Raw genomic sequence first — 15,224 nt, forward strand, 5'->3', positions numbered from 1 at the left:
TGAGCCGAGACTCCAACCGAAAAATGCGAACGAATGGTGAACAAGCAATAATTCACCCGGTTTGCCTCATTCGTGGCTTTTTCGGGCCAGCGCCCAGGCGACGATCGGAAAGTCCGGGTCATTGTCCAGAACATCCGTGTCCGGTTTGAAAACAGGTGGCCATTCAGGTTCCAAGTTTCGAAGGGCCGCCTGACGATTCCCCCATTGTTCGGCCTTGATTGCGGATGGATCAAACCCGGTTTCAAGCAGAAGGTTCTTCAATCCTCGCGCCGACCAGCGCGAGCAATCCTGTGGAGCGGCGTGAAATGGCACAAAAAATGGGACAGCCAGCCAAAAGTATCCACCGGGGCGCAACATCTCAAGAACGTTCAACGTGGCCTCATACGGTCGGTCCAGATGTTCCCAGACCTGATTGGCGACAATCAGATCAAACTTCAGCACCGCACCCCGTTCATCCAGAAATGGGCCCTCGCAGATATCATGTTGCGGCAAGCGGAACTGTCGATAGCTTTGAAATCCGAATTGCTTACCCCACTTTCCCGAGATTTCAGCAACCTCCAGATTCTGCGGCCCTAGGGAACGGATCATTCTTTTACTGCGCCGCGCCATCACGACGCGATTCAAACTGGCCAAAACTCACCCCTGACATTTTGCGTTTCCGGAAATAGCCGCCACGTGGTGGTCAGACGTTTTCCAGAGGATGGAATGCAGCAGAATACTGGTGATTCAAGATTTTCCGAAACGATTCACGCCAGATTGAGGCCGCTTGTTGGCAAAATCACAACGAAGCGCCCAGGATGGGCGATATTTCTTACTTCTCTGAGGAAAGTGGCGCGGTTGACGGGGCTCGAACCCGCGACCCCCGGCGTGACAGGCCGGTACTCTAACCAACTGAGCTACAACCGCGCATTAGGGTCTTTTCCTGATCCATTTGCCCGGATCAAAGGCTGACAGTGTGGCGCGGTTGACGGGGCTCGAACCCGCGACCCCCGGCGTGACAGGCCGGTACTCTAACCAACTGAGCTACAACCGCTCACTGTCCGTTCATCGCTGAACGTTTGGGTGTATTATGGCTACACCCCGGCATCGTCAAGCGGCGTTTCCAACTTTTTTCGCGTGTTCCGCTTTTTTCCTGATCGCCGGTTCTTTCCATCCCAGTGTCACCGGCATGCCAATGGCGGAATAAATCAAGTCTGGCCGGCAAATAGATAAGATTATGATGTCGCCGGTTCATGCAAGTTTTGAACGATTGCAACAAAAGCACCAAACAACCATGGCATGAGTCAGCCCGTCAGACATTTGTTACGTTTCGAGAATATCACAACCTCACTATTTGCGGCTGCAATAAACGCGTCGGAACTGTCGAAAGTATCAAAAAAATACATTGTGACACAAACGCCAGTTCATTCCCTCACTTTTGCCGCATCTGGCACTATGTTCTTGCATCAAAAGTAAATAGAAGGTTTAGACCCATTTGGGGGCGTATCACTCTGGAACTAACAGACTTTCTGCAGGTCGCCTGAGAAATAGATTGCAGGCGGCCAAGCCGCAGAAAACTTTGGACTTTTGAGGTGCACATAGATGTCAAGTACGGTAAATGATTTTGGTTCAAATCTTACTGGCAAAGCATATGTTGATGGATTGATCTGGGGATCATCCTGGAACATGAACACAAATTTCGGCGGTGCAGCCGGAACACTAACGTATTCGTTTGACCCGGGGCTGCATACTTTTCAAACTTGGGAAAAGAACGCCTTTCGGGAAGCCATTGCAACGATCGAGACGATCATCCCCGTCGACTACGTCGAGGTTCCTTCCGGAAATCCCGGTTCAATCTACGCCGAAAATTTTAGGTACGCACTCGTACCATCCAACTTTTTTCCCGTCCCGGGTGTAGCTGGTGCTCATGGGGCACCGGGAAGCAAGCTTCTCACAATTGGCGGCAAAGATACGTTGTATGGATTGTTTTCATACGACTCGTTTGTGTGGACACCCGCCTCTCTGCAAAAAGGCGGCCAAGGTTTTGAAACCATCATGCACGAGATGCTTCATGGGCTCGGGATCGCACATCCGCATGACAACGGTGGCACATCATCTGTGTTTCCCGGCGTTACTTCGTCTTTTGGTGACTATGGCACCGATGGGCAAAACCAGGGTGTTTTCACCATCATGTCGTACAACGCGGGCCACCCAACGCATATTCAAACCATTTCAACCGCGTACGGACACTCATCAACTCCAATGGCGCTGGACATAGCCGCGCTGCAAGCCATTTACGGGGCCAAAGCACACAACACAGGAAACAACGTCTATACGCTTGACGACATTAACAAGGCCGGGACCTCATGGTCTTGCATCTGGGACACCGGCGGTACGGATACAATCTCTGCTCAGAACGCGAATCGGGGCGTTTATATCAACCTGAACGATGCTGACCTGACAGGAAGCGATGCCGGAGGCATCCCCTCATACGCAAACGGTATCATTGGTGGTTTTACAATTGCTAATGGGGTCAAAATCGAAAATGCGATCGGCGGAAACAGAAGTGACGTGATCGGCGGCAACGAGCTTGGCAACCAAATTAGCGGCAACGGCGGTAACGATACGCTTCGCGGCAACGGCGGCAATGATACTCTGCGTGGCGGCAGCGGTCATGACAATCTGTTAGGCGGCACAGGGTCGGATAGCGTCTATGGTGATAGCGGGCACGACAAACTCTACGCCTCCACTGGCAATGATTTCCTGCAAGGTGGCGCCGGGCTGGACTGGTACATAAACAACACCGGCACACGATCCTCTGTGAACCTCAACATTTCCACAGCGCAGAATACCGGGCTAGGAAACGACACCATCCAGGGTATTGAAAACCTGCAGGGGGGAACAGCCTCGGATGTCTTCATAGGCACCGGAGCAGCCAACATCCTCAAAGGGGCCAAAGGAAAAGACCACCTGTTCGGAAAGGCTGGTGAAGACCATTTGATTGGCGGTTTGGGCGATGACATCGTTAACGGTGGCTCCAACAATGACACTCTGTACGGTCAGGATGGTCAGGATTTTCTGGTTGGTGAACAAGGCCGGGACAAGTTGTTTGGTGGGCAAGGTGCGGATCATTTTGTTTTTAAAGACATCGGCGACAGCGCCAACAACAGCATTCAGGCTGACGTGATCCGTGACTTTAAGTCCGGCGTGGACAAAATCAACCTGCGTAAAATCGATGCCAGCACAGTCTTGTCCGGTGACAATTCATTTACCTTTGATGGCCAAAGAAAGACTGGAACCGACGACGAAGGTGAAATCTACTTTAGAAAATCCGTCGCCGACAATCACACGCTGGTCTACATCGACAACGACAACGATACAGACGTTGAGATGGTCATCAGACTTATCGGCCTACATAACCTTACAGCGGATGACTTCATCCTCTAACCGGCTGAATGGAGGCATATTGCCAATTCGGCAGGCGCCAAACACAGCGTCTGCATCGGATAGCTGCCCCAACTTAATAAGTGGGGCAGCTGATCAACCGGTTTCATGCTCCTGTTTCCTGTGAAATTTCAGGGCAGCAGTTGACTTCTTAATTCCTATTGCTTCCCTTCAACATTCGCCTACGCCCCCCTTGCAGCACCCTACAAGTCGCTGTAAGACCCCCGATCATGGGTGATTAGCTCAGTGGTAGAGCGCTTCGTTCACATCGAAGATGTCAGGAGTTCAAATCTCTTATCACCCACCATCTTCTGTCTGTATCCGACGATTTCTGTAACCGGTTCTCTGCGACCGAAAGGCTTGTTTAGCCTTGCAACCCGTGTAGGCTTCTCATTCTAATCAGTATTTTCTTAAATCCATAAACGGGTCGCAGAATGGCAAAGATGAAGCGGGAAATCGGCCTGATTGGACTTACCTTCATTTCTGTTGGCGGCATTATCGGATCAGGCTGGCTGTTTGGACCATTGCTTGCCGTTCAACAAGCAGGCCCGGCGGCAATCCTGTCATGGCTTTTGGGCGCGGCGGCCATGTTTATTCTGGCCATCACATTCGCCGAGATATCGGCCATGCTTCCAATCCCCGGTGGAATTGCCCGTGTGCCCCAGTTTTCGCACGGGAATATCGTGTCCATGGCAATGGGTTGGAGCGCCTGGATCGGCTATAACACCACGGCCCCGATCGAAGTTGAGGCTATGCTGAAATATCTAGCCCCCTATGCCCCATGGCTTCACGTCGCGGGTACTGGAGATCTGACCGGGGCCGGAATTGCCATCGCATTGCTGCTCATGTTGATTTTCGTCGCTATTAATGCACTTGGGGTCAAGTTCTTTGCCCAAGTAAATGCGACGTTAACCTGGGCAAAAATCGGCATTCCGATCCTGCTTTCGATCCTTTTGATCTCTACGCGGTTCAATGGGGCGAACTTTACGAATAACGGTGGATTTGCCCCATATGGACTGCATGGCATCATGGCCGCGGTGTCGACCGGAGGTGTGATTTTTTCTTTCATCGGTTTCCGGCACGTAGTGGATATGGCCGGCGAAGCGCGCAATCCCAAATTTACCATTCCTGCCGCCCTGGTTCTTTCCATTTTGCTCTGCGCACTCATCTATCTTGGCCTGCAGATCGCTTTCATCGGCGCGTTGGATAGCGAAGCCTTGAAAAACGGATGGGCCAGTCTGAGTTTCGGCGGCGAAGGTCCTCTGGACGGTGTCATCATGTCCGTTGGTCTGGTTTGGTTTCTAAGTCTTCTCAATGTTGGCTCTGTCATAGGGCCATTTGGAAACGGGCTGGTCGCCACCGGCTCCAACGCCCGAATTGCACTTGCGTTGTCCAAAAACGGTTTCCTGCCCGGTATGTTGCAGAAATTATCATCCTTCGGCGTTCCACTATGGGCTTTGGGCCTCAATTTTCTGGTCGGGATTTTGTTTTTGCTGACCATCCCGTTCAACGAGGTCATTGCACTGAACGGGGCGGCAATCGTTCTGTCATTCGCAGTTGGCCCGATAGCAGTTGTGTGCCTGCGGGACTTGCTGCCTGATCACCCGCGCTCTGTTCGTTTACCGGCAGTTCGCTTGGTCGGGGTTCTGGCCTTCGCCATAGCGACATTAATCGTGTACTGGAGCGGCTGGGACACTGTTTGGCGGCTTGGTTTAGCGCTGATCGTCGGTTTGTTGCTTTTGCTGGCTCGATTTTCCGGCAAGCTAGGGGAAATGGACATCACCGAAGCACTGTGGCTGATACCATATTTTATTGGCATCGGCCTGATATCCTATCTCGGTCAATTCGGTGAGGGCGCGCAAAAGCAAATCCCGTTCGGTTGGGACATTGTCGTCTGCGCAGTCTTTTCGGTCGTTATCTTTGTTCTGGCCGTGCGGTCTGCGCTGCCGCAGGACAAGTTTCAGGAATACATCGTTGAAGAGGAAATCCTTGATCCGACCAAACCGGTCGTCGGCTTTTAATCGACAAAAAAAACGGGCCCTAAGGCCCGCCTTTATAAACTGAACTTCGCGGTCAATGCGCCGTTGCCGACCGCCCGCTGCCTTCTGCAGATTTGGCGGCTGCGGCTGCGGCTTCTTCCGCAGCCTCATCCCATTCAATCGGCTCGGGCTCGTGAACCAATGCAAGCTTCAGGACTTCGGACACATGACTGACCGGGATGATCTTAAGCCCCTCTTTCACATTGTCGGGAATCTCGGGCAGATCTTTTTCGTTTTCCTGCGGGATCAAAACGGTTTTGATACCACCGCGCAGCGCCGCAAGCAGCTTCTCTTTTAGCCCGCCAATCGCCAGCGCATTCCCGCGCAAGGTAACTTCGCCTGTCATGGCAATATCTTTGCGCACCGGAATGCCGGTCAGCACCGATACAATTGATGTCACCATTGCCAGACCAGCCGACGGACCATCCTTAGGCGTCGCGCCTTCAGGCACGTGCACGTGGATGTCCCATTTGTCGAACTGCGGCGGTTTGATACCCAGGCTGGGCGAAATCGACCGCACATACGAGGACGCAGCCTCGATCGATTCCTTCATCACATCGCCCAGTTTACCTGTGGTTTTCATCCGCCCCTTGCCCGGCAGACGAAGCGCTTCGATGGACAACAGTTCGCCACCGACCGAGGTATAGGCCAGACCGGTTACCACACCGATTTGATCCTCAAGCTCTGCCAGACCAAAACGGAACTTGGGCACGCCAAGAAACTCATCCAGATTCTCAGGCGTCACCGTAACGGATTCAGCCTCTTTCTTGATGATCTTGGTCAGCGACTTCCGCGCAACCTTGGCAATCTCACGCTCCAGATTCCGCACGCCCGCTTCACGGGTGTAGGTACGGATGATCGACGTCAAAGCCTCGTCAGTCAGTTCGAATTCCTTAGCCTTGAGGCCATGGTTTTTGACCTGCTTGCTGATCAGGTGCTGTTTGGCAATCTCACGCTTTTCATCCTCGGTATAGCCGGCCAGCGGGATGATCTCCATCCGGTCCAGCAGCGGTCCGGGCATGTTGTAGCTGTTCGAGGTGGTCAGGAACATCACGTTCGACAGGTCGTATTCAACCTCAAGATAGTGATCCATGAAAGTGCTATTCTGTTCGGGATCCAGCACCTCAAGCATCGCCGACGCCGGATCACCACGGAAATCCTGCCCCATCTTGTCGATCTCGTCGAGCAGGATGAGCGGGTTTGTGGTTTTTGCCTTTTTCAGCGCCTGAATGATCTTGCCGGGCATAGACCCGATATAGGTCCGGCGGTGACCACGAATTTCGGATTCGTCGCGTACACCACCCAACGAGATGCGAATGAATTCGCGTCCGGTTGCTCGGGCAACTGACTTACCCAGCGATGTCTTACCCACGCCCGGCGGTCCGACAAGGCACAGGATCGGCCCTTTCAGCTTTTTCGAACGCTGTTGCACAGCCAGATATTCGACAATCCGCTCTTTAACCTTTTCAAGGCCATAGTGATCGTCGTCCAGAATATCCTGCGCCTTGCCCAAATCCTTTTTCACGCGGGACTTGGTGCCCCATGGCAGCGCCAGAATCCAATCGAGGTAGTTGCGCACCACTGTGGCCTCGGCAGACATGGGCGACATGTTCCTAAGCTTTTTCAGCTCGCCCTCAGCCTTTTCGCGCGCCTCTTTCGACAGCTTGGTTTCGGCGATTTTCTCTTCCAGTTCGGCAACTTCGTTCTTGCCGTCCTCGCCATCACCCAGTTCCTGCTGAATGGCCTTCATCTGCTCATTCAGATAGTATTCGCGCTGGGTCTTCTCCATCTGGGATTTGACACGCGTCTTGATCTTTTTCTCGACCTGCAGAACAGACATTTCGCCCTGCATCAGGCCATAGACCTTTTCCAACCGCTCGCTGACGCTGAGGGTTTCCAGCAGGTCCTGCTTCTGCTCGACCTCGATCCCCAGATGGCCAGCAACCAGATCGGCCAGCTTTGCCGACTCGGTAGTTTCACCCACCGCGGCCAGCGCCTCTTCGGGAATGTTCTTGCGAACCTTGGCATAGCGCTCGAACTCGTCCGTGACGGTTCTCAGCAGCGCCTCGGTGGTGGTGACATCGCCGGGGATTTCCGTGAGGTATTCCGCACGGGCCTCGAAAAAATCTTCGTTTTCAAGGAATTCGGTGATTTTTACGCGCGCCTGACCTTCGACCAGCACCTTGACCGTGCCATCGGGCAGTTTCAGCAACTGCAGGACATTGGCCAGCACACCCGCTTTGTAGATGCCGTCTGTATCGGGATCGTCCACGCTGGGGTCGATCTGGCTTGATAGCAGGATCTGCTTGTCATCCTGCATCACCTCTTCCAGCGCGCGAACCGATTTGTCGCGGCCCACAAATAGCGGCACGATCATGTGCGGGAACACCACGATATCGCGCAGCGGCAGTACGGGGTATGAGGAATTCAGAGGCTCTTGCATGCTCTATCCTTATCGTTGGCAAGACGACACCGGTCCCTTATCAAGGCAACCCTCGGCCGTCTCCTGTCTTGGACGGTAAAGGTGGGGCGCAAACACGGCCTTTTCAACCTCACCATCGGCTTTGTGTGCGGCAGCATGGCTTGAGTACTCCGGGACTGCAAGCCATGGCACGCCAGATTCCTGTCTTTTGGCCTCAGAATTTCAAACAGGACTGCAGGCGGGGCGATCCGAGCGCCGATGCGGGCACGAGGCAAATCAAGCTCAGCGTCAAAAGATCATCTGAACAGCGCGGGACAGAAAGAAACCGTGCCCATCCCGGTTTCGACAATCCAGTCCTTTGCGTGACGACTGGCAAACAAACCCGCCAAACCTTCCGGTCACGCCATATTCCGCGCGGTCGAAACCATCCCGGTTACGGTTCAGTGGTTCGCACAGCATTGTGGCCGGACCGGTATCACGCATGAAAAAACTGTGCCCCCAATCCGAAATACAATCAGCAGGACGAGGTGCGGCTGGCTGGCCATGACGTTCAATGATGGTGCAGTAGATATCCGAGAAATTGGCCTCCTGCCCGACCGAACACTGGATATTCTCTGACGGTGTTTCGAACGTCCAGACGTCCGAATAAACTGGCGATGCGGCAACAAAAAGGGCGATGAACCAAGCTGAGCGCGACATACTCGTACTCCAAATGCAAATTTCGAAAACTACGGACTAAAATCGGCTTTAGCCTACATTGTTTCGCGAAATTTGTCACTGAAGCACCGAAGGCTCACAGCGGTTCAATATCCCCCTGCTCCCGCTGCGCATGAAATTCCGCCTGCCATGCCTGAAACGTCCCGGCGGCAATTGCTTCGCGCATACCCTGCATGATTTCCTGAAAATAGTGCAGGTTATGCCAGGTCAGCAGCATGCCCGAGATCATCTCATTGGCGCGGAAAACGTGGTGCAGATAGGCGCGGGAATAGTTGGAACAGGCCGGACAGGTGCATTGCTCGTCCAGCGGGCGCGGATCGTCAGCGTGGCGGGCATTCTTGATGTTGACCACCCCAAAACGGGTGAAGACCTGCCCGGTGCGGCCAGAACGCGACGGCAGCACACAATCCATCATATCAATCCCGCGTGCGACCGCCCCAACGATGTCATCAGGTTTTCCAACGCCCATCAGATAGCGCGGTTTGTCTGTTGGCAGCATGTCAGGGGCAAAATCCAGAACTCCGAACATGGCCTCCTGCCCTTCGCCCACGGCCAGCCCCCCCACTGCATAGCCTTCAAACCCGATCTCTTTCAGCGCCTCAGCGGATTCTTCGCGGAAATCCTGCTCCAAACCACCTTGCTGGATTCCGAACAACGCATGGCCGGGGCGGTCTCCGAATGCGTCACGTGACCGGGCCGCCCAACGCATCGACAGGCGCATCGACTCGGCGATGCGCTTTCGGTCAGCGGGCAAGGCCGGGCATTCGTCAAAACACATTACGATGTCTGATCCCAGCAATCGCTGAATCTCCATCGACCTCTCGGGAGACAATTCATGTTTGGAGCCGTCAATGTGCGATTTGAACGTGACGCCTTTTTCGGTCAACTTCCGAAGCCCGGCAAGCGACATGACTTGAAACCCGCCCGAATCCGTCAGTATTGGGCGATCCCAGTTCATGAACTTGTGCAATCCGCCCAGCCGGTCAATCCGTTCAGCAGTCGGGCGCAACATCAGGTGGTAGGTGTTGCCCAGCAGGATATCGGCGCCGGTGGCGCGCACGCTTTCTGGCATCATTGCCTTGACCGTAGCGGCAGTGCCGACCGGCATGAAAGCAGGCGTACGCACCTCTCCGCGTGGGGTGTGAATAACCCCGGTGCGGGCCTTGCCGTCAGTGGCTTTCAGATCAAAGGAAAAACGCTCGGTCATGTCATCGCCTCGGGTCGCTGAACCGCGCAGGATTTGCCCGATATGCCCGGTCATTGCAACCCGTCAAGGCAGCGACGCTACCCGGTTGGTAAACAGGCGTACGACCCCTGCCCCGTCCACATCGCGGCAAACCCGCACCGGTGGGCGGGATACATCCGGACGGGTTGCGCCCTTTTCCGGTCCGTCAACCTCAACGCGCAGACCTGTCGTTTCGGATTCGAACATCCGTTCGTGTGTGCAGGCGATGACGGCTGTAGAATCGTGCAAACCACATCCTTCCAGCCCGCCAACATCCTTGTAGAACCTCAGGTAGAAACGCGAAATATCACGCAGAAACGCACCTATGTCAGGTGAGCGTTCTGCCAGCGCCTGAAAGTCAGCAGTCTCGTAAAGCGTCTTGAGCGTCACATCCAACCCGACCAGAACGGTTTCCGGTGGCGCAGCAAAGACCACATCGGCTGCATGCACGTCGTGATAGGTATTCGCCTCGGCATGTTCGGTGATGTTGCCGGGGCAGAAAACGGCCCCTCCCATGATGACAAGACGGCCAAGGTTCGAGGCGAATTCAGGGTCCAGTCGCATTGCATCAGCAATGTTGGTCAGCGGACCGACCGCGCAAACCACAAGTTCCCCCTTATGCTCGCGCGCCATGTCTACAAGAAACTCGGCCGCGTTTCGCGGGTCGTTTTCGCCGATGTCCGGAATATCGATCATGTCCCCGAAACCTTCTGGGCCATGAACGTGATCCGAGGGTTGATGGTAGTCCTCCCCGTGTGCAACAGCCGCGCCTTGCGCAACTGGCACGTTTAGATTGAGCCTGTGCAGCAGATAACGGGCATTGCGGCTGGACTGATGAACATGGGTGTTCCCAAATACGGTAGTAAGACCCAGCAACTCGATTTCAGGTGCCGCAACAGCGTAAGCTATGGCCATGGCGTCGTCGATGCCGGGATCGGTGTCGATAATAAGTTTCATGCGCGCCCGATAGCGCAATCGGGCAAGGATGCAAAGCAGTCACACGCCGGGTATTGCATGCCACCTGCCTACACGGACAGACTTGCGCCACTTACGCTCCATTCATACCAGAGTTGAAAATCGACGACTCAACCCCCAAATGTATACCGTCGTACACAATAATGAGGACAGACATGACCGAAGACCAGATCATCGGATTGATTTCATCGAACATCATATTCCTGTTGGCGGCGGTATTTATCGTTGTCATCATCCTGAAAGGCATCAAGATCGTGCCGCAATCCGAGAAATTTGTGGTCGAACGGTTTGGGCGCCTGCATTCGGTGCTTGGCCCCGGCATCAACTTTATCGTGCCGTTTCTGGATGTTGCGCGTCACCAAATCTCGATCCTCGAGCGCCAGCTGCCCAACGCCACACAGGACGCAATCACCAAAGACAACGTTCTCGTCCAGATCGACACCTCTGTCTTTTATCGTATTCTGGAACCGGAAAAGACTGTCTATCGCATCCGTGACGTCGATGGCGCGATTGCAACCACCGTGGCCGGTATCGTCCGGGCAGAAATCGGTAAAATGGATCTGGATGAAGTTCAGTCAAACCGGGCTCAGTTGATTTCGCGCATTCAGGAAAGCGTTGAAACGGCTGTGGACGATTGGGGTATACAAGTTACACGCGCCGAGATTCTGGATGTGAATCTGGATCAGGCCACACGTGACGCGATGCTACAGCAGTTGAACGCCGAACGCGCGCGTCGTGCACAGGTGACCGAAGCCGAAGGTCAGAAACGATCAGTCGAATTGCAGGCCGACGCCGAACTCTATGCCGCGGAGCAGACTGCCAAAGCCCGGCGTATTCAGGCCGAGGCCGAAGCCTATGCAACAGGTGTTGTCGCCAAAGCCATTCAGGACAATGGTATAGAAGCGGCGCAGTATCAGGTTGCGCTGAAACAGGTCGAATCGCTGAACGCCCTTGGCAACGGTACGGGTAAACAGACCATCGTCGTGCCTGCCAACGCGCTGGAGGCCTTTGGCGATGCGTTCAAGATGCTGAAGGGAGGCAAGTAATGGCAGACCCGTTCTGGTTGACATGGTGGCTCTGGCTGGCTGGTGCACTTGTTCTGGCCATACTCGAGGTTGTTCTGCCGGGCTTTATCTTTTTGGGATTTGCCATCGGGGCAGCAATTACGGGGATTTTGTTGGCGATCCCCGGAATAACGCCCTCCCTGCCCGTTTTGTTGCTGATCTTTGCGGCACTGTCGCTTGTCGCTTGGCTGATCCTGCGGCGGATGTTTGCTCTGCCTCATGGGCAGGTGAAGACCTTTAATCACGATATCAACGACTGAAAAAAATTTGGCGTGGCGCGCGTTGCTGCGCGCCATTGCCCCTCTGGACGCTGACGCAGGGTTTCCCTATATAATCGCTCAGGTAACTGATCCGAGGCTTGAATGACCCATCCCAGTGAACAGCTTGAAGGCACACCACTCATCGCGCCTTCGACCGTTGAACACCCCTTGTACGAACAAGTGGTCGAAGCTTGCAGATCAGTGTTTGATCCTGAAATTCCGGTCAATATTTACGACCTCGGTCTGATCTACACGATCGAAATCAGTGACGACAGCGCCGTTAAAGTGATCATGACCCTGACTGCCCCCGGATGTCCGGTCGCAGGCGACATGCCCGGCTGGATCATGGAGGCAATCGAGCCCGTTGCCGGTGTCAAAGAAGTCGACGTCGAACTGACCTGGGAACCGCCCTGGGGTATGGAGATGATGTCGGACGAAGCGCGCCTTGAACTGGGCTTTATGTAAGTCCCGGGTTTCCTCCTGAAACCAAGGACTTGTCACAAATCATTCGTCTTACTGTTACCTATCGGTTAACAGCCTGACACATTGGCACGCAACAAATGCGCCACATCAACATTTACGGGATTTGGAAATGCCAAGCAGAACGCTTTAGCTGCGGCAGTTTAATCATCTCCGTGAAATGAGTTGTATGTATGGGCTATTGACCTTCTGTCATCCCCAAATACTTCAGGCCCAGAATTGGGGCCGCTCTTGCCCGAGGGCGGCCCACTTTCATTAAGGCGCTGGTGACGAAACATCGGCCGTCAGGAAATTCCACATTGTTCCTTTGTTTCCGCGATCCTCGCATCCAATGACTTGACATAGTCACCAGACAGCATCTGTAGCTTTTGTTGTTCGTCACCCTTAATCAGGCCCAGAAGTGCCCCGGCGGGGGTTATCGCGGTAACATCCAGCAGCTGTTGCTGTTCAGCATGTTCTTTTTCTGCGTTCAGTGCCCGCAAATCCCCCTCAGCCGTGGCGCAGTTGACGGGATGTGTTTTCTGACCCGTTTCAGACAACGCGGGACTTTGCAGCCCCAGAACAAGCAAAAAGGAAATGGCCGGGATCGCTTTTCCCGTGAAGTTCCAAACAGGCTTAAGCCTCATGACGATGTTCCCCTTTTTCACCAAATAATCCGGTGATTTGAATTAAATGAATGGTCAACAACCGGCAGCCTATCGGGTGAAAGGATCGGGATGCAAGAACTTGCACGTGTGAAACAACAGTGCAGTTCGGCACCTGAACCCAACAAAAGGTGTATTTGATTGACCAACTTCCCTTGAGCCCGCCGCAAGTCGGCCTTAAATTGTTGGCAACGCGCGAAAACGGAGAACACGATGTTCGGCATTCCCGGCAAACAGGCCGTGACCATTACGCCTAAGGCCGCAGAGCAGATTATCCGCCTGATGAACAAGGGCGGCCATACTGGCTTGCGTATCGGTGTGAAAAAAGGCGGTTGCGCCGGAATGGAATACACCATGGAATATGTCGATCAGTCCGACCCGCATGATGAAGTGGTCGAGCAGGACGGCGCGCGCGTCATGATCGCACCGATGGCACAGATGTTCCTGTTCGGAACCGAGATCGATTACGAGGTTTCGTTGCTCGAATCCGGGTTCAAATTCAAAAACCCCAACGTGGTGGACGCCTGCGGCTGCGGCGAGTCGATCAAGTTCAAGGAAGCTGATCAAACCCCGGGCATTCAATAACCTTCCGGATTGGTTCTGACGTAAAACTCCAGATTGCATAAGCCGGCCGAACATCGCATCAGCTCGGCTGAATCAGGGTGCCTGCGATTGTCTCTGATCGTGTCCGGTGTTATCGGGTTACAAAACACGAAACTCAAAAAGGGACGGTCGAATGCGGCGCAAGTTGGCGGCAGGTAACTGGAAAATGAACGGTGTAAGCGCGGCCCTCGGAGAGCTGGATGCGCTGGCCCGCAACCACCCTTCCCCATCCGTCGACATACTGATCTGTCCTCCGGCGACCCTTTTGGATCGGGCGGCAAGACGCCTGACTGAAACAGCCGTTTCTGTCGGGGGTCAGGATTGCCATGCCGCTACTTCGGGGGCGCATACCGGCGATATCAGCGCCGACATGCTTAGCGACGCCGGTGCAAATGCAGTTATTGTCGGCCATTCCGAGCGGCGCGAAGATCACGGAGAACGGGACGAAGACGTCCGTGCCAAGGCCAAGGCTGTCATGAACGCAGGCATGACCGCGATCATCTGTGTTGGTGAAAGTCTTGAACAGCGCGAAGCGGCCAACACGCTGGATATCATCGGCGGGCAAATGTCGGGCTCGATCCCCGACCAGTCGACCGGAGAGAACCTTGTGATCGCCTATGAACCTGTATGGGCCATCGGCACGGGCAAAGTGCCAACACTTGACCAGATAGGCGAAGTTCATGACTTTATCCGCGCCCGGCTGGAACGCCGCTTTGGCGAAGGCGTGGGGCGCTCCGTTCGATTGCTTTATGGGGGGTCGGTCAAGCCGGACAACGCCGCCGAAATTTTTGCCGTACACAATGTCGATGGCGCACTGGTCGGCGGCGCAAGCCTCAAGGCTGCTGACTTTTCAGAAATTGTGAACGCCCTGGAATCTGTCTGACGCGCTTATTCGGCAATATCCTCGGCCCACAGTTCGGGTTTTTCTTCGATAAACCGTTTCATCAACGCAATACAGTCGGGGTCGTCGGCAACAACAACCTCGACCCCGTTCGAACGCAGGAAATCCTCATTGCCGCCGAAATTTTGGGTATCTCCAATGACGACGCGCGGTATCCCGAACTGAACGATTGTTCCCGCACACATCATGCAGGGGGACAAAGAGGTATACAGAACCGTATCGCGATAGGTCTTTTGCCGCCCCGCCTTTCGCAAGGCATCCATCTCACCATGAGCAATGGGATCTCCATTCTGAACGCGTCGGTTTCGGCCTTGTGCCACCACCTGACCATTGCGCGCCAATACCGATCCGATTGGGCATCCGCCTTCGTCAAATCCGGTCTTTGCCTCGCCATATGCGACGCGCAACATTAATTCGTCGATTTCATTCAGCATAAAGTTCACCAACGTTCTGCATATTCCAGCAGCAGGT

At 54.3% G+C, this 15,224-nt stretch carries 14 protein-coding genes and 3 tRNA genes; 8 read left to right on the forward strand and 9 right to left on the reverse strand.

The window, feature by feature from the left end; genetic code table 11:
• Positions 1-66 precede the first annotated feature (66 nt).
• The 3 genes from ACR0NA_RS00580 to ACR0NA_RS00590 form a co-directional block, all read right to left on the reverse strand.
• Positions 67-588, reverse strand: coding sequence for a class I SAM-dependent methyltransferase (locus ACR0NA_RS00580; RefSeq protein WP_480725173.1), 522 nt, complete (start codon positions 586-588; stop codon positions 67-69).
• Between the two features lie 241 nt (positions 589-829).
• Positions 830-906, reverse strand: a tRNA-Asp gene (locus ACR0NA_RS00585).
• Between the two features lie 50 nt (positions 907-956).
• Positions 957-1,033: transfer RNA gene (locus ACR0NA_RS00590), tRNA-Asp, on the reverse strand.
• 548 nt (positions 1,034-1,581) lie between these two features.
• Between ACR0NA_RS00590 and ACR0NA_RS00595 the strand changes: the two genes are divergently transcribed.
• From ACR0NA_RS00595 to ACR0NA_RS00605, 3 genes are all read left to right on the forward strand, one after another.
• Positions 1,582-3,426 (forward strand): M10 family metallopeptidase C-terminal domain-containing protein, encoded by a 1,845-nt coding sequence (locus tag ACR0NA_RS00595; protein WP_480725175.1) that lies wholly within the window; start codon positions 1,582-1,584, stop codon positions 3,424-3,426.
• Between the two features lie 229 nt (positions 3,427-3,655).
• Positions 3,656-3,730 (forward strand) — tRNA-Val (locus ACR0NA_RS00600).
• Positions 3,731-3,857: 127 nt separating this feature from the next.
• The gene (locus tag ACR0NA_RS00605; protein ID WP_480725177.1) at positions 3,858-5,444 is read left to right on the forward strand and encodes an APC family permease; all 1,587 of its coding nucleotides are present in this window, start codon (positions 3,858-3,860) and stop codon (positions 5,442-5,444) included.
• Between the two features lie 52 nt (positions 5,445-5,496).
• On the opposite strand, the gene lon is transcribed toward ACR0NA_RS00605, so the two are convergent.
• The 4 genes from lon to ACR0NA_RS00625 form a co-directional block, all read right to left on the reverse strand.
• Positions 5,497-7,905, reverse strand: a complete 2,409-nt coding sequence (gene lon, locus ACR0NA_RS00610; RefSeq protein WP_480725181.1) for an endopeptidase La — start codon at positions 7,903-7,905, stop codon at positions 5,497-5,499.
• Positions 7,906-8,172: 267 nt separating this feature from the next.
• Positions 8,173-8,583, reverse strand: coding sequence for a DUF6636 domain-containing protein (locus ACR0NA_RS00615; RefSeq protein WP_480725183.1), 411 nt, complete (start codon positions 8,581-8,583; stop codon positions 8,173-8,175).
• A gap of 94 nt (positions 8,584-8,677) precedes the next feature.
• Positions 8,678-9,808 carry a tRNA guanosine(34) transglycosylase Tgt gene (gene tgt, locus ACR0NA_RS00620; RefSeq protein WP_480725971.1) on the reverse strand — a complete coding sequence of 377 codons (1,131 nt, stop codon included), beginning with the start codon at positions 9,806-9,808 and terminating at the stop codon, positions 8,678-8,680.
• Positions 9,809-9,871: 63 nt separating this feature from the next.
• Entirely contained in the window at positions 9,872-10,783 is a 912-nt protein-coding gene (locus ACR0NA_RS00625) for a nucleoside hydrolase (protein ID WP_480725185.1), read from the reverse strand.
• Positions 10,784-10,956: 173 nt separating this feature from the next.
• On the opposite strand from ACR0NA_RS00625, the gene ACR0NA_RS00630 reads away from it, so the two are divergent.
• The 3 genes from ACR0NA_RS00630 to ACR0NA_RS00640 all read left to right on the forward strand — a co-directional run bounded on the left by ACR0NA_RS00630 (position 10,957) and on the right by ACR0NA_RS00640 (position 12,590).
• Positions 10,957-11,847 (forward strand): SPFH domain-containing protein, encoded by an 891-nt coding sequence (locus tag ACR0NA_RS00630; protein ID WP_170652323.1) that lies wholly within the window; start codon positions 10,957-10,959, stop codon positions 11,845-11,847.
• Positions 11,847-12,125: an NfeD family protein gene (locus ACR0NA_RS00635; protein ID WP_480449738.1), complete on the forward strand. Its 279-nt coding sequence runs from the start codon at positions 11,847-11,849 to the stop codon at positions 12,123-12,125. The genes ACR0NA_RS00630 and ACR0NA_RS00635 overlap by 1 nt, the downstream gene beginning before the upstream one ends.
• A gap of 102 nt (positions 12,126-12,227) precedes the next feature.
• Positions 12,228-12,590 (forward strand): SUF system Fe-S cluster assembly protein, encoded by a 363-nt coding sequence (locus ACR0NA_RS00640; RefSeq protein WP_170652319.1) that lies wholly within the window; start codon positions 12,228-12,230, stop codon positions 12,588-12,590.
• A gap of 299 nt (positions 12,591-12,889) precedes the next feature.
• Here the strand turns inward: ACR0NA_RS00640 and ACR0NA_RS00645 are convergent, their stop codons facing one another.
• Entirely contained in the window at positions 12,890-13,231 is a 342-nt protein-coding gene (locus ACR0NA_RS00645) for a hypothetical protein (protein WP_480449739.1), read from the reverse strand.
• A gap of 231 nt (positions 13,232-13,462) precedes the next feature.
• On the opposite strand from ACR0NA_RS00645, the gene ACR0NA_RS00650 reads away from it, so the two are divergent.
• Positions 13,463-13,834, forward strand: a complete 372-nt coding sequence (locus tag ACR0NA_RS00650) for a HesB/IscA family protein (RefSeq protein ID WP_480725189.1) — start codon at positions 13,463-13,465, stop codon at positions 13,832-13,834.
• Positions 13,835-13,985: 151 nt separating this feature from the next.
• Positions 13,986-14,735 (forward strand): triose-phosphate isomerase, encoded by a 750-nt coding sequence (tpiA, locus tag ACR0NA_RS00655; RefSeq protein ID WP_480725191.1) that lies wholly within the window; start codon positions 13,986-13,988, stop codon positions 14,733-14,735.
• A gap of 5 nt (positions 14,736-14,740) precedes the next feature.
• Here tpiA and ACR0NA_RS00660 read toward each other — a convergent pair whose 3' ends face one another.
• Positions 14,741-15,187 carry a nucleoside deaminase gene (locus ACR0NA_RS00660; RefSeq protein ID WP_480725193.1) on the reverse strand — a complete coding sequence of 149 codons (447 nt, stop codon included), beginning with the start codon at positions 15,185-15,187 and terminating at the stop codon, positions 14,741-14,743.
• Between the last annotated feature and the right edge of the window lie 37 nt (positions 15,188-15,224).

The organism is Ruegeria sp. C11 (assembly GCF_056537725.1).

What these genes read in the sequence shown, in the direction of transcription:
- ACR0NA_RS00615 (WP_480725183.1), bottom strand. Translation starts at nt 8,583, where the DNA reads ATGTCGCGCTCAGCTTGGTTCATCGCCCTTTTTGTTGCCGCATCGCCA.
- tgt (WP_480725971.1), bottom strand. Translation starts at nt 9,808, where the DNA reads ATGACCGAGCGTTTTTCCTTTGATCTGAAAGCCACTGACGGCAAGGCC.
- ACR0NA_RS00635 (WP_480449738.1), top strand. Translation starts at nt 11,847, where the DNA reads ATGGCAGACCCGTTCTGGTTGACATGGTGGCTCTGGCTGGCTGGTGCA.
- ACR0NA_RS00645 (WP_480449739.1), bottom strand. Translation starts at nt 13,231, where the DNA reads ATGAGGCTTAAGCCTGTTTGGAACTTCACGGGAAAAGCGATCCCGGCC.
- ACR0NA_RS00660 (WP_480725193.1), bottom strand. Translation starts at nt 15,187, where the DNA reads ATGCTGAATGAAATCGACGAATTAATGTTGCGCGTCGCATATGGCGAG.
- ACR0NA_RS00625 (WP_480725185.1), bottom strand. Translation starts at nt 10,783, where the DNA reads ATGAAACTTATTATCGACACCGATCCCGGCATCGACGACGCCATGGCC.
- ACR0NA_RS00605 (WP_480725177.1), top strand. Translation starts at nt 3,858, where the DNA reads ATGGCAAAGATGAAGCGGGAAATCGGCCTGATTGGACTTACCTTCATT.
- tpiA (WP_480725191.1), top strand. Translation starts at nt 13,986, where the DNA reads ATGCGGCGCAAGTTGGCGGCAGGTAACTGGAAAATGAACGGTGTAAGC.
- lon (WP_480725181.1), bottom strand. Translation starts at nt 7,905, where the DNA reads ATGCAAGAGCCTCTGAATTCCTCATACCCCGTACTGCCGCTGCGCGAT.
- ACR0NA_RS00630 (WP_170652323.1), top strand. Translation starts at nt 10,957, where the DNA reads ATGACCGAAGACCAGATCATCGGATTGATTTCATCGAACATCATATTC.
- ACR0NA_RS00650 (WP_480725189.1), top strand. Translation starts at nt 13,463, where the DNA reads ATGTTCGGCATTCCCGGCAAACAGGCCGTGACCATTACGCCTAAGGCC.
- ACR0NA_RS00640 (WP_170652319.1), top strand. Translation starts at nt 12,228, where the DNA reads ATGACCCATCCCAGTGAACAGCTTGAAGGCACACCACTCATCGCGCCT.
- ACR0NA_RS00595 (WP_480725175.1), top strand. Translation starts at nt 1,582, where the DNA reads ATGTCAAGTACGGTAAATGATTTTGGTTCAAATCTTACTGGCAAAGCA.
- ACR0NA_RS00580 (WP_480725173.1), bottom strand. Translation starts at nt 588, where the DNA reads ATGATCCGTTCCCTAGGGCCGCAGAATCTGGAGGTTGCTGAAATCTCG.